Origin of the sequence: Undibacterium sp. FT79W (assembly GCF_014284215.1) — a bacterium.
GTDB lineage: Bacteria > Pseudomonadota > Gammaproteobacteria > Burkholderiales > Burkholderiaceae_D > Undibacterium > Undibacterium aquatile.
This window is the reverse complement of sequence record NZ_JACOGB010000003.1, coordinates 361,909-387,477: the sequence shown is the minus strand read 5'-3', so window position 1 is coordinate 387,477 and position 25,569 is coordinate 361,909. Positions and strand designations below refer to the sequence as shown.

At 49.7% G+C, this 25,569-nt stretch carries 21 protein-coding genes; 19 read left to right on the top strand and 2 right to left on the bottom strand.

The window, feature by feature from the left end:
• Window positions 1-88: 88 nt before the first annotated feature.
• A complete protein-coding gene (locus tag H8K38_RS07130; RefSeq protein ID WP_186884098.1) occupies window positions 89-1,246 on the bottom strand; it encodes an iron-containing alcohol dehydrogenase in 1,158 nt (385 codons plus the stop codon).
• A 123-nt stretch (window positions 1,247-1,369) separates the two neighbouring features.
• Between H8K38_RS07130 and H8K38_RS07125 the strand changes: the two genes are divergently transcribed.
• From H8K38_RS07125 to H8K38_RS07035, 19 genes are all read left to right on the top strand, one after another.
• Entirely contained in the window at window positions 1,370-2,131 is a 762-nt protein-coding gene (locus tag H8K38_RS07125; protein WP_186884097.1) for a TSUP family transporter, read from the top strand.
• Between the two features lie 175 nt (window positions 2,132-2,306).
• Window positions 2,307-4,259, top strand: coding sequence for a tRNA uridine-5-carboxymethylaminomethyl(34) synthesis enzyme MnmG (mnmG, locus tag H8K38_RS07120; RefSeq protein WP_186884096.1), 1,953 nt, complete (start codon window positions 2,307-2,309; stop codon window positions 4,257-4,259).
• Entirely contained in the window at window positions 4,259-4,906 is a 648-nt protein-coding gene (rsmG, locus tag H8K38_RS07115) for a 16S rRNA (guanine(527)-N(7))-methyltransferase RsmG (RefSeq protein WP_186884095.1), read from the top strand. Before mnmG ends, rsmG begins: the two co-directional genes overlap by 1 nt.
• Before the next feature lie 18 nt (window positions 4,907-4,924).
• Window positions 4,925-5,701 carry a ParA family protein gene (locus tag H8K38_RS07110; RefSeq protein ID WP_186884094.1) on the top strand — a complete coding sequence of 259 codons (777 nt, stop codon included), beginning with the start codon at window positions 4,925-4,927 and terminating at the stop codon, window positions 5,699-5,701.
• 2 nt (window positions 5,702-5,703) lie between these two features.
• Window positions 5,704-6,597 carry a ParB/RepB/Spo0J family partition protein gene (locus tag H8K38_RS07105; RefSeq protein ID WP_186884093.1) on the top strand — a complete coding sequence of 298 codons (894 nt, stop codon included), beginning with the start codon at window positions 5,704-5,706 and terminating at the stop codon, window positions 6,595-6,597.
• Between the two features lie 7 nt (window positions 6,598-6,604).
• The gene (locus tag H8K38_RS07100; protein ID WP_186884092.1) at window positions 6,605-7,165 is read left to right on the top strand and encodes an alpha/beta hydrolase; all 561 of its coding nucleotides are present in this window, start codon (window positions 6,605-6,607) and stop codon (window positions 7,163-7,165) included.
• Window positions 7,166-7,324: 159 nt separating this feature from the next.
• Window positions 7,325-7,669 carry an ATP synthase subunit I gene (locus H8K38_RS07095; RefSeq protein WP_186884091.1) on the top strand — a complete coding sequence of 115 codons (345 nt, stop codon included), beginning with the start codon at window positions 7,325-7,327 and terminating at the stop codon, window positions 7,667-7,669.
• Window positions 7,666-8,487: a F0F1 ATP synthase subunit A gene (gene atpB / locus H8K38_RS07090; protein WP_186884090.1), complete on the top strand. Its 822-nt coding sequence runs from the start codon at window positions 7,666-7,668 to the stop codon at window positions 8,485-8,487. Before H8K38_RS07095 ends, atpB begins: the two co-directional genes overlap by 4 nt.
• Window positions 8,488-8,565: 78 nt before the next feature.
• A complete protein-coding gene (gene atpE / locus H8K38_RS07085; RefSeq protein WP_162019491.1) occupies window positions 8,566-8,805 on the top strand; it encodes a F0F1 ATP synthase subunit C in 240 nt (79 codons plus the stop codon).
• A gap of 67 nt (window positions 8,806-8,872) precedes the next feature.
• Window positions 8,873-9,343 carry a F0F1 ATP synthase subunit B gene (locus H8K38_RS07080; protein ID WP_186884089.1) on the top strand — a complete coding sequence of 157 codons (471 nt, stop codon included), beginning with the start codon at window positions 8,873-8,875 and terminating at the stop codon, window positions 9,341-9,343.
• Window positions 9,344-9,345: 2 nt separating this feature from the next.
• Window positions 9,346-9,879 carry a F0F1 ATP synthase subunit delta gene (locus H8K38_RS07075; protein WP_186884088.1) on the top strand — a complete coding sequence of 178 codons (534 nt, stop codon included), beginning with the start codon at window positions 9,346-9,348 and terminating at the stop codon, window positions 9,877-9,879.
• Window positions 9,880-9,904: 25 nt separating this feature from the next.
• Window positions 9,905-11,446 (top strand): F0F1 ATP synthase subunit alpha, encoded by a 1,542-nt coding sequence (gene atpA, locus H8K38_RS07070; protein WP_186884087.1) that lies wholly within the window; start codon window positions 9,905-9,907, stop codon window positions 11,444-11,446.
• Between the two features lie 18 nt (window positions 11,447-11,464).
• Window positions 11,465-12,334 carry a F0F1 ATP synthase subunit gamma gene (gene atpG / locus H8K38_RS07065; RefSeq protein ID WP_186884086.1) on the top strand — a complete coding sequence of 290 codons (870 nt, stop codon included), beginning with the start codon at window positions 11,465-11,467 and terminating at the stop codon, window positions 12,332-12,334.
• A 29-nt stretch (window positions 12,335-12,363) separates the two neighbouring features.
• Window positions 12,364-13,770: a F0F1 ATP synthase subunit beta gene (gene atpD, locus H8K38_RS07060; protein WP_186884085.1), complete on the top strand. Its 1,407-nt coding sequence runs from the start codon at window positions 12,364-12,366 to the stop codon at window positions 13,768-13,770.
• 76 nt (window positions 13,771-13,846) lie between these two features.
• A complete protein-coding gene (locus H8K38_RS07055; RefSeq protein WP_186884084.1) occupies window positions 13,847-14,269 on the top strand; it encodes a F0F1 ATP synthase subunit epsilon in 423 nt (140 codons plus the stop codon).
• An 84-nt stretch (window positions 14,270-14,353) separates the two neighbouring features.
• Entirely contained in the window at window positions 14,354-14,809 is a 456-nt protein-coding gene (locus H8K38_RS07050; RefSeq protein WP_255422860.1) for a CoA-binding protein, read from the top strand.
• A 3-nt stretch (window positions 14,810-14,812) separates the two neighbouring features.
• A complete protein-coding gene (locus tag H8K38_RS07045) occupies window positions 14,813-15,637 on the top strand; it encodes a PPK2 family polyphosphate kinase (protein WP_186884083.1) in 825 nt (274 codons plus the stop codon).
• Window positions 15,638-16,074: 437 nt separating this feature from the next.
• Window positions 16,075-17,166 (top strand): uroporphyrinogen decarboxylase, encoded by a 1,092-nt coding sequence (hemE, locus tag H8K38_RS07040; protein WP_186884082.1) that lies wholly within the window; start codon window positions 16,075-16,077, stop codon window positions 17,164-17,166.
• 495 nt (window positions 17,167-17,661) lie between these two features.
• Window positions 17,662-19,698, top strand: a complete 2,037-nt coding sequence (locus H8K38_RS07035; protein ID WP_186884081.1) for a primosomal protein N' — start codon at window positions 17,662-17,664, stop codon at window positions 19,696-19,698.
• Between the two features lie 155 nt (window positions 19,699-19,853).
• On the opposite strand, the gene H8K38_RS07030 is transcribed toward H8K38_RS07035, so the two are convergent.
• Window positions 19,854-25,316 (bottom strand): fibronectin type III domain-containing protein, encoded by a 5,463-nt coding sequence (locus tag H8K38_RS07030; RefSeq protein WP_186884080.1) that lies wholly within the window; start codon window positions 25,314-25,316, stop codon window positions 19,854-19,856.
• Window positions 25,317-25,569 lie beyond the last annotated feature (253 nt).

The following is a 25,569-nucleotide window of genomic DNA, read 5'->3' as shown; positions in this document are numbered from 1 at the left end:
ATATCCATGATCCTCGCAGCAGGATTATGTAGTGAAACCCGCGCAGCTATTCAGTCTTGTCGTCACCGGTCTTTCAAATAGCTGCAGTTCACAGCGCTGCAGCATAAATTGCTCTTGCATCGACGAGGCTGACTTCTCTGGGGTTATTTCCCAGCAAACGTGTTTGCAGCATTGCGTCCGCCGCCAAGCGGTCGAGATCGCTCTCAGTAACGCCAACCTGAGTAAGACGGGTTTCAATACCGGTACGCTCAGCGAGGTCTTCCATCGCGGTAATAAGGGCATTGCTGCGCGCTTCCGCGCTACCCATGGCCTCGGGCGCGATAATTTCAGCGAGTTCCGCATACAGTTCTGCTGCCGCAGGCGAGTTGAAACGCAAGACGTGTGGTAAAACCAGTGAGTTTGATAAACCGTGTGGAACATGGAATATGCCGCCTATCGGATAAGCCAGTGCATGCACTGCCGCACACGGCGCATTGGCGAATGACTGACCGGCCATCATCGCACCTACCAGCATGGCCTGGCGCGCCGCTAAATTACTGCCATTGCTGCAGGCCTGATCAATGTTATTCCACAATAATTTCAGTGCCTGACGCGCCAGCATGTCAGAAATCGGATTTTTTTTATGGCGCGTTGTATAGGCTTCAATCGCATGCACCATGGCGTCAATTCCGGTTGCTGCGGTTACTTTTGCTGGCAATCCTGTCGTTAACGTTGCATCGAGGATGGCGATGTCGGCGTATAGCTGTGGTGCCACGACCCCCATTTTGGTAGTGGTGCCGGTGGTAACGATAGAGATCGGTGTCACTTCTGAACCCGTACCTGCCGTTGTCGGAATCTGTATTAAGGGTAATCGTTCACCTTTCACATTACCTATTCCATACATTGTCGATAATGGCTGCTCGCTTCCGGCGAGAACGGCGATCAGCTTGGCAACGTCCATAGAACTGCCGCCACCCAAGCCCACAACCAGATCGATGCCGAGTTCGCGCGCATTTGCAACCGCCTGTAGGACGACAGCTTCCGGTGGATCGGCAATCACATCAGAAAATACGCTGACCCGGATTTGCTGATTTTTTATGCTATCGATAGCCGGCTGCACTAATCCCGTTTTTAGAAATCCGGCATCAGTGACGATCAACACATGCCGGGCTTCTGGATAGTATTTACGTATGATGTCGCCGCAACGACTGGCCGCACCGGATTCACTGATGAGGTGAGGGACGGTCTGGAATTCGAAATTGTTCATAGCACATGCCTTTCTTGACGGGCAAAAGATAATTGTGTCGGTGTTACCTAAGACTGCGAAGAATTGCTATTCTCCCTAGCTTGCCAGATGTTGTCTGTATTTTGATGAAGGTTAATAAATTTCATGATGGATATGCTTTTGTTGGGGCTAGCTGCATTTTTCGCAGGTTTTGTTGATTCTATTGTGGGCGGCGGTGGATTAGTGCAAGTCCCGGCATTGTTTTCTTTTTTCCCAGGCACGCCACCTGCGACCTTATTGGGAACGAACAAGTTTGCCGGAGTATGGGGGACAACAGTAGCTGCACGCAATTATTTACGTCAGGTGAAGGTGCGATGGGCGATGTTGGTACCCGCAGCTGCCATGGCTTTCCTTTTTTCTTTTGGTGGTGCGTATCTGGTCACACATATTCCGCCTACCCATTTGCGCAAAGCGTTGCCGTTTGTATTGGTTGCAGTTGCTATTTATACGTTTAAGAAAAAGGATTTTGGTTCGGCAGATAGGCCGCTATTTTCCGGAAATAAAGAAATCTGGCTGGCGATGCTGGTTGGTGCCGGCATAGGTTTTTATGATGGATTCTTTGGCCCGGGAACGGGTAGCTTTTTCATGTTTCTGTTCGTCAGATTTTTTGGCTACGATTTTTTGAGAGCATCGGCTGTCGCGAAAGTGTTAAACGTTGCATGTAATGCCGCCGCCTTATCGTGGTTTGGCTTCAGTGGGCATGTCCTTTGGATGCTTGGCGGTTTAATGGCGGTTTGCGGTATAGGCGGGTCATTGCTTGGAACCCATCTCGCTATCAAACACGGTACTGGGTTTGTCAGAAAAATGTTTTTGTTCGTTGTTATCTGCCTGATTTGCAAAACAAGTTACGATGGATTTTTGAGATGATTGTTTCACGTGAAACACAATCTTAGAGGTAAAACGGATGTTTAGTTATTTAGCCCGGTGTTTCACGTGAAACAATCGGGCTAATTTTTGGCTGTTTTGCTTTGTTAAAAGTGAGTGGGGCGTAAAACAAACTATAATCGAGCCTCGTGCAATCCTTGTTTGTCAGAAGCTAGCTATGTTTTATCCTAAAGAATTCGACGTAATTGTTGTTGGCGGTGGTCACGCCGGCACTGAAGCTGCGCTTGCCGCGGCTCGTATGGGGCAGTCCACGCTGTTATTAAGTCACAATATTGAGACACTTGGTCAGATGTCCTGCAACCCATCTATTGGTGGTATTGGTAAGGGACATCTGGTTAAAGAGGTTGATGCAATGGGTGGCGCAATGGCGATTGCGACAGACGAGGCGGGCATACAGTTTCGTATATTGAATTCATCTAAGGGGCCGGCGGTACGTGCGACAAGGGCGCAAGCCGACAGAATTTTGTACAAGCAAGCGATACGCAGTCGGCTGGAAAATCAGCCTAATCTTTGGCTGTTTCAGCAGGCAGTAGATGATCTGCTGGTGGAAGGCAATCAGGTTGTCGGCGCTGTAACCCAAGTGGGTATTCAATTTCGTGCCCGTGCAGTGGTGTTGACCGCAGGTACTTTCTTAGACGGCAAAATTCACGTTGGCCTGAATAATTACTCCGCAGGCAGAGCGGGTGACCCGCCAGCGATTTCTTTGTCAGCGAGGTTGAAAGAGCTGGCCTTGCCGCAAGGTCGCCTGAAAACAGGAACGCCACCGCGCATCGATGGTCGTAGTATCGATTTTTCAGTGATGCAGGAGCAACCGGGTGATCTGGATCCGGTGCCGGTGTTTTCGTATATGGGTAATGCGAGCATGCATCCCAAGCAGATGCCTTGCTGGATTACACATACCAATGAAAAAACGCACGATATCATCCGCGCAGGTTTAGATCGTAGCCCGATGTACACAGGTGTTATTGAGGGTGTTGGTCCGCGTTATTGCCCGTCGATCGAAGATAAAATCCATCGTTTCGCCAGCAAAGAGTCACATCAGATTTTCCTTGAACCTGAGGGTTTGACAACGAACGAATTCTATCCAAATGGCATTTCTACCAGTTTGCCGTTTGATGTGCAGCTTGATCTGGTGCGATCAATGCGCGGTATGGAAAATGCCTACATCCTGCGTCCAGGGTATGCAATTGAATATGATTATTTCGATCCGCGCGGATTGAAGTCCTCGCTGGAAACCCGGCAAATTCAGGGTCTGTTCTTTGCCGGACAAATTAATGGTACAACAGGATACGAAGAGGCGGCTGCACAAGGAATGCTGGCGGGCTTGAATGCCGCATTGCAAACGCAGGGCAAGGAGGCGTGGGTGCCACGTCGTGATGAGGCCTACCTCGGTGTGCTGGTCGATGACCTGATTACCAAAGGTGTTCAGGAGCCGTATCGGATGTTCACCAGTCGTGCGGAATTCAGATTAAGTCTGCGTGAAGATAATGCCGATATGCGACTGACGGAAATCGGTCGTCAGCTTGGTTGCGTCAGCGATGCGCAATGGCAGATGTTCGAGCAAAAACGTGAAAGCGTTTCACGTGAATTAGAACGCTTGCGTTCGACCTGGGTGAACCCACGCATTCTGGCTGATGTTGAAGCTGAACGTGTTGTCGGTAAGGCTTTAGAGCGCGAATATTCGTTGGCTGATTTACTGCGTCGCCCACAAGTGACGTATGAAAGTCTGATGAGTCTGCAAGGTGTGGAAGGGCAGGCGCTGGCTGGGCCAGGTGTTGGCGATGAGGCTGTCCGCGAGCAGGTTGAGATTCAGATTAAGTACGCAGGCTATATTGACCGGCAGGCAAAAGAGGTGGAGCGCCACGCCCATTTCGAAAACCTGAAAATGCCAGTCGGTTTTGATTACATGGAAGTGAATGGCTTATCGATCGAGGTTCGTCAGAAACTCAATAAGCATCAGCCGGAAACCTTGGGCCAATGCGGGCGTATATCTGGTGTGACCCCAGCAGCTATTTCGCTTTTACTCGTCCATTTAAAAAAGCGCGGCTTCAAAGAGTTCGCTGCAACGCCGGAAATTGTCGCTGAGATCGCAACAGGGGAAGATGCATAATGAGTGGAGATATTTCAGCATTACGGAATATGCTTGCAAATGGTGTTCAGGAGTTAGGTCTCGACCTGAGTGACGCACAAATCGACAAAATGATTGCCTATTTAACATTGTTGTCTAAATGGAATTCTGTTTATAATCTGACCGCCATCCGTGATCCTAAAGAAATGGTGAAACAGCATTTGTTGGACTCCTTGTCTGCGGCACCAGCATTTAAAGACGCAAAAAACATTTTGGATGTCGGCGCTGGTGGTGGCTTACCGGGAATGATACTGGCAATTGCATACCCTGATACCCGCATTTCCATGATCGATACCGTCAGTAAAAAAACTGCCTTCCTGACGCAAGCGAAAACTGAGCTTGGCCTAAGTAATGTGACGGTCTACACGGGAAGGGTCGAGTCTTTGCAAGTGAAGGAAAAGTTCGACGTTATTACTTCACGTGCTTTTTCCGAGCTGTGTAACTTCATTAACTGGTCTTGGCATTTATTGGCCGATGGCGGCCAGTTTATTGCGATGAAAGGCATCGCTCCTGCACAGGAGATTGAGCGTCTGCCAGAGGGGTGGGTTGTGACGGGTGTACAAGCGCTGACAGTACCTGGTCTGCAGGCAGAACGACACCTGGTCTTTGTCAAGAAAATTGCAGTCTGAAATTTACACGGAACCTCTATGGCAAAAATATTTTGTGTCGCAAATCAAAAAGGTGGTGTCGGCAAAACGACGACCACCGTTAATCTTGCCGCCGGTCTGGCAAAGCTTGAGCAGCGTGTGTTGCTGGTCGACCTCGATCCGCAAGGCAATGCCACCATGGGTGCAGGGATCAATAAGGCAAAGCTGACAGCGTCTGTTTATGAAGTGTTACTTGGCATGTCCGATGTCGCAACTGCTCGCCAGCGTTCTGAATCGGGTAAGTTTGACGTGCTGCCAGCGAACCGTGAGCTGGCTGGCGCAGAAGTCGAGATGGTGGAGCTCGACAACCGTGATAAACGTCTGCGTGACGCGCTTTCAGCTGTTGCTGATGAGTACGATTTCATACTGATCGATTGCCCTCCGGCATTGTCTATGCTGACGTTGAATGGCTTGTGTGCCGCACATGGCGTGATCATTCCTATGCAATGCGAATACTATGCGCTCGAAGGCTTATCCGATCTGGCAAATACCATTAAGAAGGTTTCTGCCAATCTGAATCCTGATCTGAAAATCGTTGGTTTACTGCGTGTAATGTTTGATCCACGCATGACCTTGTCGCAGCAGGTATCAGATCAATTGGAGCAACATTTTGGCGACAAGGTTTTCAAAACACTGATTCCGCGTAACGTGCGCCTGGCAGAAGCCCCTTCGTATGGCATTCCTGGCGTGGTATTTGACCCCTCGTCGAAAGGCGCGCAGGCGTATATCGCGTTCGGTGCAGAAATGGTTGAAAGAATTAAACAATTGGACAAATAAGCATGGTCACAAAAAAACAAAAAGGCTTAGGCCGTGGCTTGGACGCATTATTAGGTGGTGCAGGGGATTTTGCAGAAGCAGTACCAACGGTCAGCGGCGCGCCGACGAGCTTGCCGGTAACGCAAATGCAAGCGGGTAAATATCAGCCTCGTACACGCATGGACGAAGGTGCACTCACAGAGCTGGCAGCCTCAATCAAGGCGCAAGGGCTGATGCAACCGATACTGGTGCGTCCAGTGGGGCAAAGCAATGGTGTGATTCGCTACGAAATTATTGCCGGTGAACGCCGTTTCCGCGCCTCACAAATGGCCGGGCTGGACGAAGTGCCGGTACTGGTCAAAGACGTCGACGATCAGGCCGCCGCCGCGATGGCATTGATTGAAAACATACAACGTGAAGATCTGAATCCTCTCGAGGAAGCGCAAGGTATCCACCGTTTGATTACTGACTTTTCGTTTACGCATGAACAGGCGGCAACCGCAGTCGGTCGATCACGTAGTGCAGTATCGAATTTATTGCGCTTGTTGAACCTTGCAAAGCCGGTACAAACCATGTTGATGGCTGGTGATATCGATATGGGTCATGCACGTTCGCTGCTGGCGACTGACGCGGCGACGCAGATACAACTGGCGAATCAGATTGTCGCAAAGCGCATGTCTGTGCGGGAAGCAGAAAAATTAGTTGCAAAAACGACACTTGAAATGAGTTCTGGCGCAAAGCCTCGCGATAAAGCCGAAAAATCACGCGATATCACGCGTCTGGAGGAAGAGTTGTCGGATGTGTTAGCGACACAGGTAACTCTGAAGATGGGAAGCAAAGGACGTGGTCAGATGGTGATTGATTTCGCCGATCTGGATTCTCTGGACGGCATTATTTTGAAAATCCGAGGTCAATAAATTCAAAATGAAAATTTTTCTTCTGCCGGGCTTGTACAATTCTGGGCCCGGACATTGGCAAAGTTTATGGGAGACATCTTTGCCGGATGTCGAACGTGTTCAGCAAACGAATTGGGAACAGCCGGACCGTGATTTATGGGTGCAGACTTTATCCGCAGCAATCAATGTCTGTGACGACGATATTGTTCTGGTAGCCCATAGCCTCGGTTGTGCCTTGACTGCATGGTGGGTTGCGCAGGATTGCCCCGGCGTTCTGGACAAAAGTAAAGTCAAGGCTGCTTTATTGGTTGCTCCGCCAGGCGTGAACCGGGGAAACTTTCCTGCTCCAAGTTTCGCACCGATGCCGACGACGAGCTTTCCATTTCCAGTTAAAGTTGTTGCTTCTGCAGATGATCCCTGGTGTGAAATAGAGGTTGCGGAGAACTGGGCTCGACTCTGGGGGGCAACATTTCACAATATTGGTGCTTACGGTCACATCAATGGTGACTCAGGACTGGGGGGCTGGAAGCAAGGCCAGGACTATCTTTCCAGCATGTTGAATGAAATAAGGGCAGGGCGGAAAAATTAAAAATGTCTCATTCTGATGCATTGCATCAAACGTTTGACGATGTTACGCACTACCACGTATAATTCCGTGGTTTTGATTGGCGAGGATTCGCGCTGCCTGATAATATTTTGTGGCAACTGCTTGAATATCAACAGTCATTTGTAAATAAGTGAGGAAAGCATGGCCCGTATCGTACTGTTGCAGATGGCAACAGCGTTGGTTGTGGCTCTGTTGGCCGGAATTTTTGGTAACACTTCCTTGGCTTTTTCTGCCTTTATTGGTGGGATGTGTTGCTCACTACCAAATGCGTTTTTTGCGTTACGCCTGTTCATGGGCACCAAAAAACCTGGTGGTGCGAACCCGATGACATTTTTCATCGGTGAATTTATCAAGATTGCACTGACAATTGCGCTGATGGCGGCGGTTGTCTACTGGTACCGCGATGTAAACTGGCCGGCATTTTTGATCGCCTTCATCGTAGTACTGAAAAGTTATTTTATTTTACTATTTAGACAACGACCATGAGCGCAACTGAGCACGCACCAACAGCGTCAGAATATATTGTCCATCACTTAGGACATTTCTCGACCCATCACCAAGATAAAATCGTTGATTTTTCTATTTTCAATATGGACACCATTTTCTGGTCCATATTTTCCGGTATCGTTGGTAGCCTGATTTTGTGGCTTGCTGCGCGTAAGGCGACTTCCGGTGTGCCTGGCCGTTTTCAGGCTGCCGTCGAAATTCTGGTCGAGATGGTAGAAGAACAATCGAAAGGCATCGTCCACGGTGACCGCAGTTTCATCGCTCCTCTCGCACTGACCGTGTTTGTCTGGGTTGCGCTGATGAACTCACTGGATTTCTTGCCTGTCGATTTGTTCTCTGGTTTGTTTTCCTTGCTGGGCGTAGAACACATTTTTACTCATCACCGTGTTGTTCCGACCGCTGACTTAAACGGCACCCTGGGTATTTCTCTCGGCGTGTTGGCTTTAATGCTGTATTACAGTGTCAAGATCAAAGGTCTTGGTGGTTTCCTGCATGAATTGGTGTCAGCTCCATTTGGTATCAAAATGGCACCATTTAATCTGATTTTGCAACTGATCGAATTTGCTGCTAAAACCGTTTCTCTGGGTATGCGACTGTTCGGTAACATGTTTGCTGGTGAATTGTTGTTCTTGTTGATCGCTTTGTTGGGTTCGATGGCAACAGTATTTGGTGTGTTTGGTCATCTGGTGGCTGGTTCTATCTGGGCGATCTTCCATATTCTGATTGTGTTCTTACAAGCGTTTATCTTCATGATGCTGACTCTGGTCTACATCGGTCAAGCGCATGAACATCATTAATTGATTTTTGCAGTAATTGTTTCGATTTGGTTTTGTTAGTTTTAGTCTTTTATTATTTTTAACTTTTAAGGAAATGTCATGACTGATTTATCTTTTGTTGCTTTGGCTTGCGGTTTGATCATCGGCTTGGGCGCGATCGGTGCTTGTATCGGTATCGCTATCATGGGTGGTAAGTACCTCGAAGCGTCTGCTCGTCAACCAGAATTGATGAACACATTGCAAACTAAGATGTTCCTGTTGGCTGGTCTGATCGATGCTGCGTTCCTGATCGGTGTTGGTATCGCAATGTTGTTCGCATTTGCTAACCCATTCAAATAATCAGTTTTTCCTTCTACTGCCGGAAGCACTGTGCTTTCGGCTTGATCCATTTAGATAAGGAATTACCGTGAACTTAAACGCAACATTGTTCGTTCAGTTTGGGGTTTTCTTCATCTTGGCAATGTTCACAATGAAGTTTGTGTGGCCGCCACTGATGAACGCGCTCGACGAGCGTGCGAAGAAAATCGCAGACGGACTGGCTGCAGCCGACAAAGCGCGTCAGACTTTGCAAGATGGCGCAAAAGAAGCGCAAGCTGCATTGAATAGCGCCCGTGAAGAAGGCCAGAAACAGATCATCAACGCGGAAAAACGCGCTGCCCTGATCGTGGATGAAGCCAAAAATACTGCCGCTGCTGAAGCTGCCCGCATTATTGCTGCTGCAAAAGCTGATGCTGAAAACCAGGTAACTAAAGCACGCGAAGAACTGCGTGATCAGGTTGCTACATTGGCAGTCAAAGGCGCAGAGCAAATTCTGAAACGTGAAGTCAATGCATCCGCTCACGCAGATCTGTTGAATCAACTGAAAACCGAGCTGTAATCATGGCCGAACTCGCAACGATCGCTCGTCCTTACGCAGAAGCGCTGTTTCGTGTTGCCCAATCCGGTAACCTGTCCGCCTGGTCGGATCTGGTTGCCGAAATGGCACAGGCTGGTGCGCATTCCGATGTACAAGCTCTTGCACACAACCCAAAAGTCTCGGCTTCGCAAAAAGCTGAGATTTTCCTGTCTGTGCTCAAATCTCCAGTGACTGCTGAAGCGAAAAACTTCATCAATACACTCGCTGACTATGATCGCCTGACTTTGCTGCCCGAAATCGCTTTCCAATTTCATGCATTGAAAAACGCCCACGAAGGTGCGGCAGATGCTGAAGTGACCAGCGCATTTGAATTGTCGGCAGCTCAGTTGAGCGACCTGGCGATGACATTGGAAAAGAAATTTGGCCGCAAATTGCATCCTACCGTCAAAGTAGATTCTGCTTTGATCGGTGGCGTGCGCATCGTGGTTGGTGATCAGGTGCTTGACACGTCGGTTCGCGCTAAGCTGCAAAAAATGCACTCAGCGCTGACCGCGTAAGAACGTATAAATATTAGGAGTTAGTATGCAACTCAACCCATCTGAAATCAGCGAGCTGATCAAGAGCCGGATTCAAGGCCTTGGTGAAACTGCTGAGATTCGTAATCAAGGTACGGTTATTTCCGTTACCGACGGTATCTGCCGCATTCACGGTCTGTCTGACGCGATGCAAGGTGAGATGCTGGAATTCCCAGGCAACACATTTGGTCTGGCATTGAATCTGGAACGTGATTCCGTTGGCGCCGTTATTCTTGGTGACTACGAACACATCTCCGAAGGCGACACAGTGAAATGTACTGGTCGTATTCTGGAAGTACCTATTGGTCCTGAATTGCGTGGTCGTGTTGTCAATGCGCTGGGTCAGCCTATCGATGGCAAAGGTCCGATCAATGCGAAATTGTCTGCGCCTATCGAAAAAATCGCACCTGGCGTTATCGCACGTCAATCCGTTTCTGAGCCAATGCAAACTGGTATCAAGTCAATTGATGCGATGGTTCCTGTTGGTCGTGGTCAGCGTGAATTGATCATTGGCGATCGTCAGACTGGTAAGACAGCTGTTGCGATTGATGCTGTGATCAACCAAAAAGGTCAGAACGTTACCTGTATCTATGTAGCGATCGGTCAAAAAGCGTCTTCCGTTAAAAACGTTGTGCGTGCTCTGGAAGCTCACGGTGCGATGGAATACACCATTGTTGTTGCAGCAACTGCGGCTGAATCTGCAGCGATGCAATACGTCTCCGCTTACTCCGGTTGCGCCATGGGCGAATACTTCCGTGACCGCGGTGAAGATGCATTGATCATCTATGATGACTTGTCTAAACAAGCGGTTGCTTACCGTCAAGTTTCCCTGTTGCTGCGCCGCCCACCAGGCCGTGAAGCTTACCCAGGTGACGTGTTCTACCTGCACTCCCGTTTGCTGGAACGCGCAGCCCGCGTGAATCCAGACTACGTTGAAAAATTCACTGAAGGCGCAGTTAAAGGAAAAACAGGTTCTCTGACAGCATTGCCTATCATTGAAACTCAGGCTGGTGACGTTTCTGCTTTCGTTCCTACCAACGTGATTTCGATTACTGACGGTCAGATCTTCCTGGAAACATCTTTGTTTAACGCCGGTATCCGTCCTGCGATTAACGCTGGTATTTCTGTCTCACGCGTTGGTGGTGCTGCTCAGACTAAGGTTATCAAAAACCTGTCCGGTGGTATTCGTACTGACTTGGCGCAGTATCGTGAATTGGCAGCGTTTGCGCAGTTCGCATCTGACCTCGATGAATCCACACGTAAGCAGTTGGATCGTGGTGCCCGCGTGACAGAATTGCTCAAGCAAGCGCAGTACGCTCCATTGCCGATTTCTCTGATGGCGGCTTCTTTGTTCGCAGTGAACAAGGGCTACCTGGATGATGTCGAAGTGAAGAAAGTATTGTCTTTCGAAGCTGGTCTGCATAATTACCTGAAGACTAGCCAGGCAGCATTGCTCGCTAAGATTGAAGAAACCAAGCAACTCGATAAAGACGGCGAAGCCACTTTGTCAGCAGCTGTTGCTGATTTCAAAAAATCTGGCGCGTACTGATCTTAACTGGAGCTAAACATGGCCTCAGGCAAAGAGATACGTGGCAAGATCAAAAGTGTAGAAAACACGAAAAAGATCACTAAGGCGATGGAAATGGTCGCCGCATCCAAAATGCGCAAAGCGCAGGATCGGATGCGAGCGGCTCGCCCGTACAGTGAAAAAATTCGTAATATCACCGCGAACTTGTCACAAGCGAATCCTGAGTACACGCATCCTTTCATGGTTCAGCAAGATCAGTCCAAGAAGGTTGGACTGATCGTTGTGACGACAGATAAGGGTTTGTGCGGTGGCCTGAATACGAACGTATTGCGTTTGGTCACCAACAAACTGCGTGAACTAGAAGCTAAGGGTTCAAAGATAGAAGCGGTCGCAATTGGTAATAAAGGTCTTGGTTTCCTGAATCGTATTGGGGCACCGGTGGTATCGCATGCGGTACAACTGGGTGATACGCCCCATCTCGACAAACTGATTGGTCCGGTCAAAGTTTTGCTGGACGCGTATCAGGAAGGCAAACTGGACGCGGTTTATCTGAGTTATACCAAGTTCATCAACACTATGAAGCAAGAGCCGGTCATTGAGCAATTATTGCCGCTGACATCGGACAAACTGGCGACAGATAAAAATGCCCATTCCTGGGATTATTTGTACGAACCAGATGCTGCGACGGTCATTGATGAATTGCTGATACGTTATGTCGAAGCGCTGATTTTCCAGGCAGTCGCAGAAAACATGGCATCTGAACAGTCGGCCCGTATGGTGGCGATGAAATCAGCAAGTGATAACGCTGGTAACGTGATTGGTGAGTTGAAACTGGTTTACAACAAAACCCGTCAAGCTGCCATTACCAAAGAGCTCTCCGAGATCGTCGCCGGCGCGGCAGCGGTCTAAACTGAATACTAATTATTGAAGGAACGAACATGGCTAATGGCAAAATCGTTCAGTGTATCGGCGCTGTGGTGGACGTTGAGTTTCCACGCGACGCGATGCCTAAGATTTACGATGCCTTGAAAATGGAAGGCTCCGAACTGACTCTGGAAGTTCAGCAGCAATTGGGTGACGGCATAGTCCGTACGATTGCGCTGGGTACTTCCGATGGTCTGCGTCGTGGCATGATTATCTCCAACACTGGCAACCCTATCATGGTACCAACTGGCAAAGCAACGCTGGGTCGTATCATGGACGTATTGGGTAACCCAATTGATGAATGTGGTCCTGTCAGCCATGAGCAGACAGCTTCCATTCACCGTAAAGCACCTGCTTACGACGAACTGTCCCCATCGCAAGAATTGCTGGAAACCGGTATCAAAGTTATTGATCTGGTTTGCCCATTCGCTAAAGGTGGTAAGGTCGGTCTGTTCGGTGGTGCGGGTGTGGGTAAAACCGTGAACATGATGGAACTGATCAACAACATCGCTAAAGCACACAGCGGCTTGTCCGTGTTTGCCGGTGTTGGTGAACGTACTCGTGAAGGTAATGACTTCTATCACGAAATGGCTGACGCTAAAGTGGTTGATCTGGAAAATCCAGAAAATTCCAAAGTTGCGATGGTGTATGGTCAGATGAATGAACCACCAGGTAACCGTTTGCGCGTTGCTCTGACAGGTCTGACGATCGCTGAAGGTTTCCGTGACGAAGGCAAAGACGTTCTGTTCTTCGTGGACAACATCTACCGTTATACACTGGCCGGTACAGAAGTATCCGCGTTGCTGGGTCGTATGCCTTCTGCTGTGGGTTATCAACCTACATTGGCTGAAGAAATGGGCCGTCTGCAAGAGCGTATTACATCGACTAAAACTGGTTCGATCACATCGATCCAAGCTGTTTATGTTCCAGCCGATGACTTGACCGATCCATCCCCAGCGACAACGTTTGCTCACTTGGATTCCACCGTTGTTTTGTCCCGTGACATCGCTTCTCTGGGTATTTACCCAGCGGTTGATCCACTGGATTCCACATCCCGTCAGCTGGACCCACAAGTGGTTGGTGCTGAACACTATGAAACAGCGCGTGCTGTTCAAGGTACTTTGCAACGTTACAAAGAATTGCGCGACATTATCGCGATTCTGGGTATGGATGAATTGGCACCTGAAGACAAACTGATCGTTGCTCGTGCACGTAAAATGCAACGTTTCCTGTCTCAGCCTTTCCACGTTGCTGAAGTATTTACCGGTGCTCCAGGTAAATATGTTTCACTGAAAGATACGATCAAGGGCTTCAAAATGATCGCTTCCGGTGAACTCGATCACCTGCCAGAACAAGCGTTCTACATGGTAGGTACTATCGACGAAGCAATCGAAAAAGCGAAAAAACTGGCTGCTGCTTAATTGTCAGCATAGTGGTGCGGCAGAGTTGAATCAACTGAGTCGCACCCCAGCTTTTAGCGAATAAAAAGGGTCGAACATGGCACACACTATTCACGTTGACGTTGTTTCTGCGGAAGAGTTGATCTTTTCCGGTGAGGCTGAATTCGTCGCGTTGCCGGGTGAGGCTGGTGAATTGGGTATTTACCCAAAACATACGCCACTGATTACCCGTATCAAACCGGGCGCAGTGCGCATCAAGGTTCCGGGCAAGACCGAAGACGAATTTGTATTCGTTGCAGGCGGCCTGCTTGAAGTGCAACCAGATACAGTGACTGTTCTGGCAGACACTGCGATTCGCGGTCATGATCTGGACGAAGCCAAAGCCGTAGAAGCCAAAAAATTGGCAGAAGAAGCATTGGTTAATCGTGATTCCAAAATTGACTATGCGCAAGCACAGGCAGAGTTGGCATCAGCGATCGCACAGTTGGCAGCGATACAGAAATTGCGTCAAAAGCGTTAATTCGTTTGCGTTATTAACTATCGCGACGAAGGCAATACAACAAAAAGGCAGCTCTGGCTGCCTTTTTGTTTTACAGAAACACGGATGAATTCAGTCATGATCAACGACCCCGACGCAATTTCGGCATTACTTAAATCAAGCAAAAATATTGCTGTTGTTGGTCTGTCTCCAAAACAACATCGTGCCAGCTATATGGTCGCTGCTTATATGCAAGCGCATGGCTACCGGATTATTCCCGTTAACCCGGGTTATGCGGGGGAATTGATCCTTGGTGAATGTTGCTATCCGGGTCTGATTGAGGCGAGTCGTGAACATGCTATCGATATCGTTGATTGTTTCAGGAATGCCGATGATATTCCGCCGATCGCCGAACAAGCGATCGCAATATCTGCGCCATGCCTTTGGATGCAATCAGGTATAGTCAACGTCGCCGCAGCGGCAGCATTGCAATCGGCGGGCGTATTTGTGGTGATGGGCCGGTGTTTGAAAATTGAACACCAAATTCGTCCCAACCTTTTCTCTGACACATCAAACAGGTAATTTATGGCGGTTGCAGATCAATTCCGGGTGAAATCAGATTTTGTTTTAAAAGAGACCGACGCTAATCGTAAGGTGCTGGGTGCGGCGGTGACCGCGCAACCTGATGCGAAATCTATCGATAAACTTCAGACCTTTAATCTTGCTGAAAAGATTGCAGATTTACAAAATGTCTTTGTCGCTTCAAAAGCGCCGAAATTACTGATCATTTTGCAAGGAATGGATACCTCAGGCAAAGATGGCACAGTCAAAGGCGTATTCGGACAGATTAATCCGCTGGGTGCGAGAACGGTGGCATTTAAGGCACCGAGTCAGGCCGAAAAAGACCATGATTATTTGTGGCGCATTCACCAGGAGGTTCCGTCGAAAGGTGAAATTGTCATTTTTAACCGCAGTCATTACGAAGACGTATTGATCAGCAAGGTGCACGACTGGATTGATGATTCAGAATGCGTCAGACGCTATGCGCATATCCGGGACTTTGAACGCATGCTTGCAGAGACGGGAACGATCATTCTGAAGTTTTTTTTGCACATATCTAAAGCGGAACAAAAGCGCAGATTGGAAGAGCGTTTAGCTGATCCTGACAAGCACTGGAAGTTTGATATGCAGGATCTGGCTGAACGCAAGTATTGGGATGCCTATCAACGCGCTTACGAGGCAGCAATCTGTGCCACCGATAGCGAAACCGCACCCTGGTATGTCATTCCTTCTGATTCCAAGACGCAGCGTAATCTGGCTATCGCCAGTATTGTTCTGGAAAAACTGGAAAGTATGAAACTCAAATTTCCACCGGCTAATCCGGATTACGCAAAAATTAAGGTCGAATAACCCAAGCCAGGGTAATAACTTGCGTTTGCTCTGAACGTAAAAAAATAAGCGTACCGGCGAGGTGGAATGCATGCGGTGTCCGGGGAAGTAATTATTTTAAAATCTCATTGACAAGCGGACTTATGCACAAGCTATTACAAACATGTTTTCGAGGAAATTTTTCTTTATAGCAATCGATGAAAAATAAATTCAATAAAATCAATGAGTTGAAGTCATATTTTGTTAACTGTATTTAACAATCAAAGCTAAATACTAAAATAGATAAAGCTATCCACAAAGTTATCCACAATTTATATTCATTGCATTGCGGCCCTGTTGAGTCAATTGCGCAAGATCAGATGCCGTTCGATGCAGCTTAGGCGATAATGTCAGCTATTCCGAGATTTGCAATGTTTTCCGCATCTTCACAAAATTAAAACAGTGTTCTGAAAGTCAACATGTCCCACAATTTTGCTCCACTCAAAAACGATACCTTCATCAAAGCTCTGTTGCGCGAGGAGACTGAATATACGCCATTGTGGCTGATGCGCCAGGCGGGCCGCTATTTGCCGGAATACCGCGCTACGCGCAAAGGCGCAGGTTCGTTTATGAGTCTGGCAAAGAATCCACAGTTCGCGACAGAAGTCACTTTGCAGCCGATAGACCGCTTTGCGTTGGATGCGGCTATCCTGTTTTCCGATATTCTGACCGTACCGGACGCGATGGGGCTGGGTCTGTACTTTGAAGAGGGTGAGGGACCGAAATTTGAACGGCCTTTAAAAGAAGAAAAAGACGTGCTGGCATTAAAAGTCCCTGAAGAAGGTAGCCTGCAATACGTATTTGATGCCGTGACGCAGATCCGTACTGCGCTCGATGGCAGAGTACCGCTGATCGGCTTTTCCGGCAGCCCGTGGACACTGGCTTGCTACATGGTGGAAGGGCAGGGTTCACGTGAGTTCCACACAGTAAAAACCATGCTGTATAAACGCCCTGATCTGATGCACCACATTTTGCGGGTCAACGCGGATGCTGTTGCCAGCTATTTAAATGCGCAAATCGATGCCGGGGCGCAGGCGGTGATGATTTTCGACAGCTGGGGTGGCGCGTTGGCGGATGCAGCTTATCAGGAGTTCTCACTGAGCTACATGCAGGACATCGTCAATAAATTACAAAAAGAAAAAGACGGAAAACGTATCCCGGCGATTGTCTTTACCAAGGGTGGTGGTTTGTGGCTGGAAAAAATTGCAGCGATCGGTGCCGATGCAGTGGGTCTGGATTGGACCGTCAATCTTGGACAAGCGCGTGCCCGGGTCGGTGATAAGGTAGCGCTGCAGGGCAATCTTGACCCCGCGATTTTATTTGCAGAACCAGAGCAAATTCGTCAGCAGGTTATACAAACACTGGATAGTTACGGTACTCCTGCAGCGGGTCATGGGCATGTATTCAATCTTGGCCATGGAATTTCACAATTTACCTCACCGGATTCCGTGAGCGTCCTGGTCGAGACTGTGCACGAATACAGTCGCAGCCAGCGCCAAAAAGTAGCATAAGTGCCGTATCTTGACGCTCAAATTTTGGCTTTGCACATTGGTTACGCATAACAAAATGAATAGAAAAGCAGGCATTTAAAACGTTAATCAATTAACGATGCCTGCTTTTGCTGATCAGCTCAGCATGTTGCTTTGCAAAACGTTGTATACACGCCCTTTTCAAGCCCAAAAACGATGGAAAACCAAGCTGTATAACGAGAGTTATTGTGTAAAAACAAGCTTGATTTATCTTACTTATGCACAAATTCAGGGCAATTGAAAAAAACTTTAAAAAATATTTTTAAGTAAGCAAATGATTTTTCTAACTCATTGATTTTAAATGATAAATTAATTTGCCTTCAGAATAAGCATTTTGTTGAAACCCGCGTAAACCTTAGCAAAAAGCGATGTCAATAGACCTTTACCCACAAAGTTATTCACAGAAATTGTGGATAACTGGCAAACTACTCATAAAATCAATGCTTAACGTTATTTTTTACGACAAAAACTAGACACGTGAACGCCATTTTCCTGCGTGTCGCGTTAGATACTCCGCTTGACACTTTCTTTGATTACCGCTGGGTTTCCGCGACAGAAGAGGCGAATGCATCCAATCAGCCATGCATAGGGCAATTGGTGCTGGTACCGTTTGGTCGCCAGGAAATCACAGGCCTTATTGTTGATATAGTAGAAACAACAACGGTACCTGCAGATAAGTTGCGCGATGTGATCGCCGTGCGCCATGTGCTTCCTGCTTTGAACGCTGAATGGCTGGCTTTGATCAGGTTTGCGGCTGATTATTATCAGCGCCCTCTCGGGGAAGTCGCATTACCCGCCTTGCCTAAAAATTTAAAAGTAGCCAAAACCGTTTCTCTGGACAGGGCGCTGAAGAAATTAGGCCGATTATCGTTCCCGCACGACGCTGCTCCACAAGACAAACCTGCGCTCAATGCTGAGCAGCAAGTGGCGGTCAACGCAATAACGCATATCCGCGAATTCAGCCCTTATCTCTTGTTCGGCGTCACAGGGAGCGGAAAAACAGAAGTGTACTTGCAGTCTGCCGCCAGAATTCTTGCTGAGTCGGCAAGTGGGCAGATATTGATTCTGGTACCGGAAATTAATCTGACACCGCAATTTGAGGCGCGCATACGCGATCGCTTTCCCGGCCTACACTTGTCAACCTTGCATAGTGGTATGGCCGAGGGCGAACGCTTGTTGCACTGGCTGGCTGCGCATCAGGGGCAGGCTCGCATTGTCCTGGGGACGCGTTTGGCGATGCTGGCGTCGATGCCGGACTTAAGGCTGATCATCGTTGATGAAGAGCACGACCCTTCTTATAAGCAACAGGAAGGTTTGCGTTATTCCGCGCGTGATCTGGCGATTTGGCGCGCACATCAATTGCGGATTCCTGTTGTGCTGGGATCGGCGACGCCATCGCTGGAGAGCTGGCATGGCGCGCAAAGCGGACGCTATCGCCTGCTTGAATTGCATGAACGTGCTGTCAAAGACGCAGTGTTGCCGGTTGTTAAAATCATTAATCTTGAACGTGAAAAGCCCAGTGAAGGTTTAACCCCGCGATTAATTGCCGCGATACGTCAGCGTTTAGAGAAAGGTGAGCAGTCACTACTGTTTCTGAATCGGCGTGGCTACGCACCTGTACTAGCCTGTGATGCCTGCGGCTGGATCAGCAATTGCACTCGTTGTACTGCCAATCTGGTGTTGCACAAAGGCGACCATCGTCTGCGTTGCCATCACTGCGGGCTGGAGCAACGTATCCCCCGTTCTTGCCCGACGTGCGGCAATATTGATTTACAACCGCTGGGTCGCGGCACGCAAAGGCTGGAAGAAACGCTGGCGAACATTTTCCCGGAGGCGAGGGTATTTCGCATCGATGCTGATTCGACTCGTCTGAAAGGCAGTGCCGCCGCCGCCTTTGAGCGCGTGCACGATGGCGAGGTCGATATTCTGATTGGCACGCAGATGGTTGCCAAGGGACACGACTTCAAGCGCCTGACTCTGGTTGCGGCTTTGAATCCGGATGCCGCTTTGTTTTCCCAGGATTATCGCGCCAGCGAGCGCTTGTTTGCCCAACTGATGCAGGTATCGGGGCGTGCCGGCAGAACCGCGCAGAAAGAGGGCGGCAGCATTTCGGAGGTGCTGGTTCAGACGCGTTACCCTGATCATCCTTTGTATCACGCGTTGATGGCACATAACTATCAGAGTTTCGCGACCGATTTATTGCAGGAACGCCAGCAGGCACAACTGCCGCCGTTTATGTATCAGGCTTTGTTGCGTGCGGAGGCGCGCGAGTTAGCGACGGCGATAGAATTTTTGCAGCAGGCTGCTAGCTGCACTCAACATATCGGCATCACGATCAACGATCCGATTCCCATGACCATGACCAGAGTTGCGAATGTTGACCGTGCCCAATTATTGGTTGAGTCGGTTTCGCGCCCGGCATTGCAGGCGTTTGTCAAAGAATGGATAGTGACTTTGCGGGCAATGAAAAGCCGGGTGAAGTGGTCGGTAGAAATTGATCCTGTGGATATCTGAGGCACACTTTCCACGATGATGATGCGTTGAAAATCTATCGCCAGTTTTTTATCAGATAGCTGCTGAGCGGGCGTTCATGTTCAGCCGCCATAAAGAAAAAGCCCCCGTTATTGCTAACGGGGGCTTTTATTTGAAATACGCATTAACTCAATGCATCAGAAGCCGAAGCGTAAATCCAGTCGGAAGCTATTGGCACGATAAGCATTGGCGCCCATCGATCCCAGCCACGCGAAGTTTGCCTGGAAACCACGACGGTTTTTGAAATTCAGCCCTAAACCTAAAGACTGAACATCTTCCGGAATACCTGTCACGATCGCGTTATACGTTGGACCATTCACACCCGTGTCAGAGTAATACACGGATTGATTGATATCGCCGCTGGTACGGTGTGACAGTTGCAGCTTCAGTGAAGGCGTTACCTGACCGCTGGCAAAGAAATAGTCTTTAAAGATATCCACACCACCAGTGACGGTGGAGTTAGTAAAGCTGCTATCTTTAAAGGTTAATGCCATCGGACTGCCTTGTTCTGAGTAGCTATCCAGTTTGACGTTGATTACGTCGACGCGACCGAACGGATGTACACGGAACTGTTGCAGAATCAATTCGCGTGTCAGGCTCATTGAACCGTAAATGATCTTACCTTTGCGGTCACCAGACAACAGGACATTATTGTTACTGTCCCAACGGCGATTGTCGTAGGTCACATGACCGGCACCAAGTACGCCATCAACAAACCAATGTTTTTCTGGTTTGTAAGTTGCATACAGCGAGCCAGACCATTGTTTTGCTTTACTTTCACTACCAAGATTATCAAAAGTAGCGTTGTCTTTAGCGTAGCCTAACGAGCCACCGGCAATCAACTTAGAATTGACCATTACGTCCATACCCAGCGTTAAACCTGCACTGGAGAATTTAGTACGAGAGCCATCCTGTGCATCCAGAGAGCCGACGTCGATATTACCCGCAGTCCAGAAACCTGCCGGCATACCGGCAATCCGTGGAACATCATCGCTGATGACCGGTTCCTGATCTGCTTCCTCGTCTTTCGCAATGCGTTTTTCTTTCTGATGGGCCGTACCGTCCTGAGCAAATGGCGCTCTTGCGCGGCGTTGATTTTCCGCAGTTTTCACTGTTCCGAATTCTCCGGCAAGAACATCTTTCTCTTGAGTGCCACTGAAATTATCCAGAATTTTTCCACCGACCAGGCGCAAAGTATCCAGATACGGCACATTCAGACCCGCCCCGAAACGGTTACGGATATTAAAGTCACTATGCAGAATCTGTACGTGGTTATAGATGTTGCTCATCTGAGCCACAGTAAAGCGTTGTGTTGTCGTTGCTTGCGAAACGATATTTTGTTTCACCAGCGGATTGCTTACCGGATCAGGTCGGGCATTGACGTTCACAACAATGGCACCACTGGTGGAGCTGGCCAGATTGGCATCACCAGAATACACCACGGTCAGATTGTGGCTGCCGACGGCGAGAGTACTGGTCGTCAGACTTGCAGCGCCCGCACTGAGATTCACTTTCGCGATCAGAGTCGTGCCATCCATAAAACTGGCGGTTCCCGTTGCCGCGCCTGGATTAACCGTCGCGGTCAGATTAACGCTTTGTCCTAACATAGGATTCAGCGAGGAACTGGCCAGCGTGACGCTGGATGTCGCCATACTCAGTATCTGGATACTGACCGTTGCCGTTGCTGCACTGTAGTTGGCATCTGCTGCCTTAGTCACTGTGACGACGCAGGTTTCTGCAACACTGCCTGCAGTAACCACATTGCCAGCGACTGAGCAAGTACCCGTTGTGACTGCAGTACTGATGGCGCCGGTACCAGAGCCGCCAGTTGTGGTCAGTGTTGCTGTACCTGTCACCTTAAAGATGCTTGATTTATCGCTGACGACTCTGAGTGTCGCTTGCGCATTTTTACCAACCGTCAGCACGTAAGTCTGCGTTGCCTGAGCATTCACCCCTGCGACTGCTGCTTGCGTCGCCGTGATCGTACTCGTACCGGCGCTGACAGTAGTGATTGCGCCATTTGCACTCACGGTAGCCACGGCAGTGTTTGAACTGCTGTAACTGATCGCTCCGTAACTACCACCCGTCAGGGTTGATGTTGCAGGATTAGTCAGCGTACCTCCCATCACGACCGTTGCTGCATTTGGTGTGGTGAAACTCAGGATACCAACCGGCAGAGGTGCAACTGTCAGTGTATAGGTTTGTGTCGCCTGGTCGTTCACACCAGGCACAGCAGCTTGCGTTGCCGTTATGGTGCTTGAGCCGGGGCTGACCGGTGTCACGACACCGGCCGCATTCACCGTTGCCACTGCATTATTCGAACTGCTGTAACTGATGGCACCAAAGCCGCCACCGCTCAAAGTTGAGGTTGCAACGTTTGTGAAGCTCGAACCCATCGTGACGAGTGCTGCGCCCGGTTTGGCAAACGTCAGCACGCCAACTGGCAAAGGACTGATGGTGAACGATTGAGTCGCCGTTGCCGCTGCTGCGAAGTTCGTGTTACCAGCTTGATTAACATTGATGGTACAGACACCCGCAGAGATAGAGGACACAACACCTCCCGGGGTTACTGAGCAAACACCGGGTGTTGATGATGTGAATGTGACCGTTAAACCGGAAGAGGCGCTGGCTGTCAACGTCAATGCCGTACCGAGAGTCTGTGTACCGGGATTGCCAAACGTGATGGTCTGAGGTGCTTTTGGCGTGACTGCGGTAGATGCCGTCGATGCCGCGCCAGTACCTGCCAGATTGGTTGCCGTCACTGTGAAAGTGTATGGCGTTCCGTTTGTCAGGCCAGTGACGACCAATGGGCTGGTCGCACCGCTAACAGACGCACCACCGGGGCTCGCAGTGACCGTGTAACCTGTGATCGCGCTACCACCATTAAATACCGGTGCAGTAAAGGCGACAGACACTTGGGCGGCTCCGGCAGTGCCTACGGCACCGGTAGGCGCACCAGGTACAACAGGATTTACGGCAAATGTTCTGCTGATCGTCGTTGCTACCCCATAAGTGCCATCTCCGGCCTGATCCGCATTAATTATACAAGTGCCAGTCGTGACGAACGTCAACGCACCACCGGAAGTAATAGTACAGACACCGGTTGTTGAGGAGGTGAATGTTGGTATCAGACCGGAAGAAGCCGTAGCGGACAAGGTTGGTGTTGTACCAAAAGCCTGACCACCGGGAGGGTTAAAGGTAATGGTTTGCGCTGCCTTAGGCGTCACTGCCGTGGATGCGGTAGACGCCGTGCCAGTACCTGCCAGATTGGTTGCCGTCACTGTGAAAGTGTATGGCGTTCCGTTTGTCAGGCCGGTGACGACCAATGGGCTGGTCGCGCCGCTGACATTCGCACCACCGGGGCTCGCAGTGACCGTGTAGCCCGTGACGGCGCTGCCGCCGTTGTAAGCTGGCGCTGTAAAGGCCACGGATACTTGTCCACCTCCGGCTGTACCAACGGCACCGGTTGGGGCACCTGGAACAGTCGCATTAACCGCAAATGTTCTGCCGACGGTAGTCGCTGCCAGGTATGTGCCGTTACCAGCCTGATCGGCGTTAATCGTACAAGAGCCTGCCGTGACAAACGTCAACGCACCACCGGAAGTGACTGTACAGACCCCTGTTGTTGTGGAGGTGAAACTCACAGCTAAGGTGGAACTGGCGGTTGCCGTCAAGGTCGGTGTCGTGCCAAAAGTCTGTGCACCGGGAGGGTTAAAGGTAATGGTTTGTGCAGCTTTAGGCGTGACTGCAGAAGACGCCGTGGATGCCGAACCGGAGCCAGCCGAGTTTCTGGCGGTCACAGTAAAAGTATAAGCAGTTCCGTTTAACAGACCAGTGACGTTCAGCGGACTGGCTGCACCGGTAGCCGTGGCTCCGCCGGGGCTGGCAGTGACTGTATAGTCAAGAATAGCGCTGCCGCCATTGGAAGCTGGTGCGGTGAAGGCGACGGAGACCTGAGTGTCTCCTGGTGTACCCACCGCAGCCGTTGGTGCTCCCGGAACAATGGCGTTGACAGTAAAAGTTTGTGGAACCGTTGCTGCTGCTGAAAAGGCAGCATTACCAGCCTGATCGGCATTAATCGTACAAGAGCCTGCTGTAACAAACGTCAACGCGCCACCGGAAGTGATCGTACAGACGCCGGTTGTCGTTGATGTGAATGTCGGTGTCAGACCAGAAGAAGCCGTAGCTGTCAAGGTCGGTGTCGTGCCAAAAGTCTGTGCCCCGGGAGGGTTAAAGGTAATGGTTTGCGGTGCCTTAGGCGTGACTGCAGAGGACGCCGTGGATGCCGAACCGGAGCCAGCCGAGTTTCTGGCGGTCACAGTAAAAGTATAAGCAGTTCCGTTTAACAGACCAGTGACGTTCAGCGGACTGGCTGCACCGGTAGCCGTGGCTCCGCCGGGGCTGGCCGTGACCGTATAGTCAAGAATAGCACTGCCGCCATTGGAAGCTGGTGCGGTGAAGGCGACGGAGACCTGAGTGTCCCCGGCGGTGCCGGCCGCTGCCGTTGGTGCTCCCGGAGCAATGGCGTTGACAGTAAAGGTTTGCGGAACCGTTGCTGCTGCTGAAAAGGCAGCATTACCAGCCTGATCGGCGTTAATCGTGCAAGAGCCTGCCGTGACAAACGTCAACGCACCACCGGAAGTGATCGTACAGACGCCGGTTGTCGTTGATGTGAATGTCGGCGTCAGACCAGAAGAAGCCGTAGCCGTCAAGGTCGGTGTCGTGCCAAAAGTCTGTGCGCCGGGAGGGTTAAAGGTAATGGTTTGCGTTGCCTTAGGCGTGACCGCCGTGGATGCGGAAGACGCAGTACCAGAGCCATTGGCATTTCTTGCCGTGACCGTGAAAGTGTAAGCCTGCCCATTGGTCAGACCAGTGACGTTCAGCGGACTGGCCGCGCCGGTAGCAGTAAAGCCGCCGGGACTTGATGTGACGGTATAGTCAAGAATGGCACTACCACCATCGGAGGCGGGGGCCGTAAAGGCAACCGACGCCTGCGCATTTCCTGCTGTAGCGGTAACACCTGTTGGTGCGCCGGGAGTTGCAGCCGGAATGGTGACAGTTGCAGTTTGCAAAACCACATTGCCATCATAAAACTGGAAGGTATCAGTGGTATTCGATAAGCCAGCGGGAATGGAATAATAAAAAGCGCTGAAATCGTTGGGGCCACCATTGTTTGTCGAGTGAACAAACATATTGTTCGACCCTTTGGCGCTGGATTGAAGCATGATCCCCGCGCTGGTTGTGACGCCGGTGTTATTACTATTACTGGAGCCGTCGGCGTTCGACAGACCAAATACGTCGGCATTGCCGCAATTGGTGCTATCTGCTGCCGAAAATGAGTACTTGTACCTTGCAGGCTGTCCGGCGTATTGACTGTTTGCAGCCTCAAAAGTGACCTGTCCCCCAGCCGCAGCGGTAAAACTGATATTACAAGCGGCAGACGCTTGCCCATAGGCCAGCAAGGAAAAAATCAGCAGCATCAGTTGGACTAAGCTGCGCAGCATCTGTTTTTGTAAGGTGAATAAAAGCAGGCTGCACCATGCGGGATAGCGCATTCTTTCTGCCTGGCTGGCGGGATCATGGCTGGGATATATCGTCATTTTTTCCTCGGGGATGTTCCGTGTTGATTGACTGGTAATAGGTGATGCCGATTGGGATTGAAATATGCTGAAGCAGAGAATCGGATTGCTGATAGTTGCCCAAAATAAACTTTTTCTTGACAAAAAGTGATTTATTAGGCAATTATCAGCGACGGTAATATTTTAGCCACATTGCACAAAAAAAAGGCAAATTAAAAAATGAATTGCCTATAAGTGTGTTCTTTTCGCCTCCTTAGTCTGAATAGATGATTGA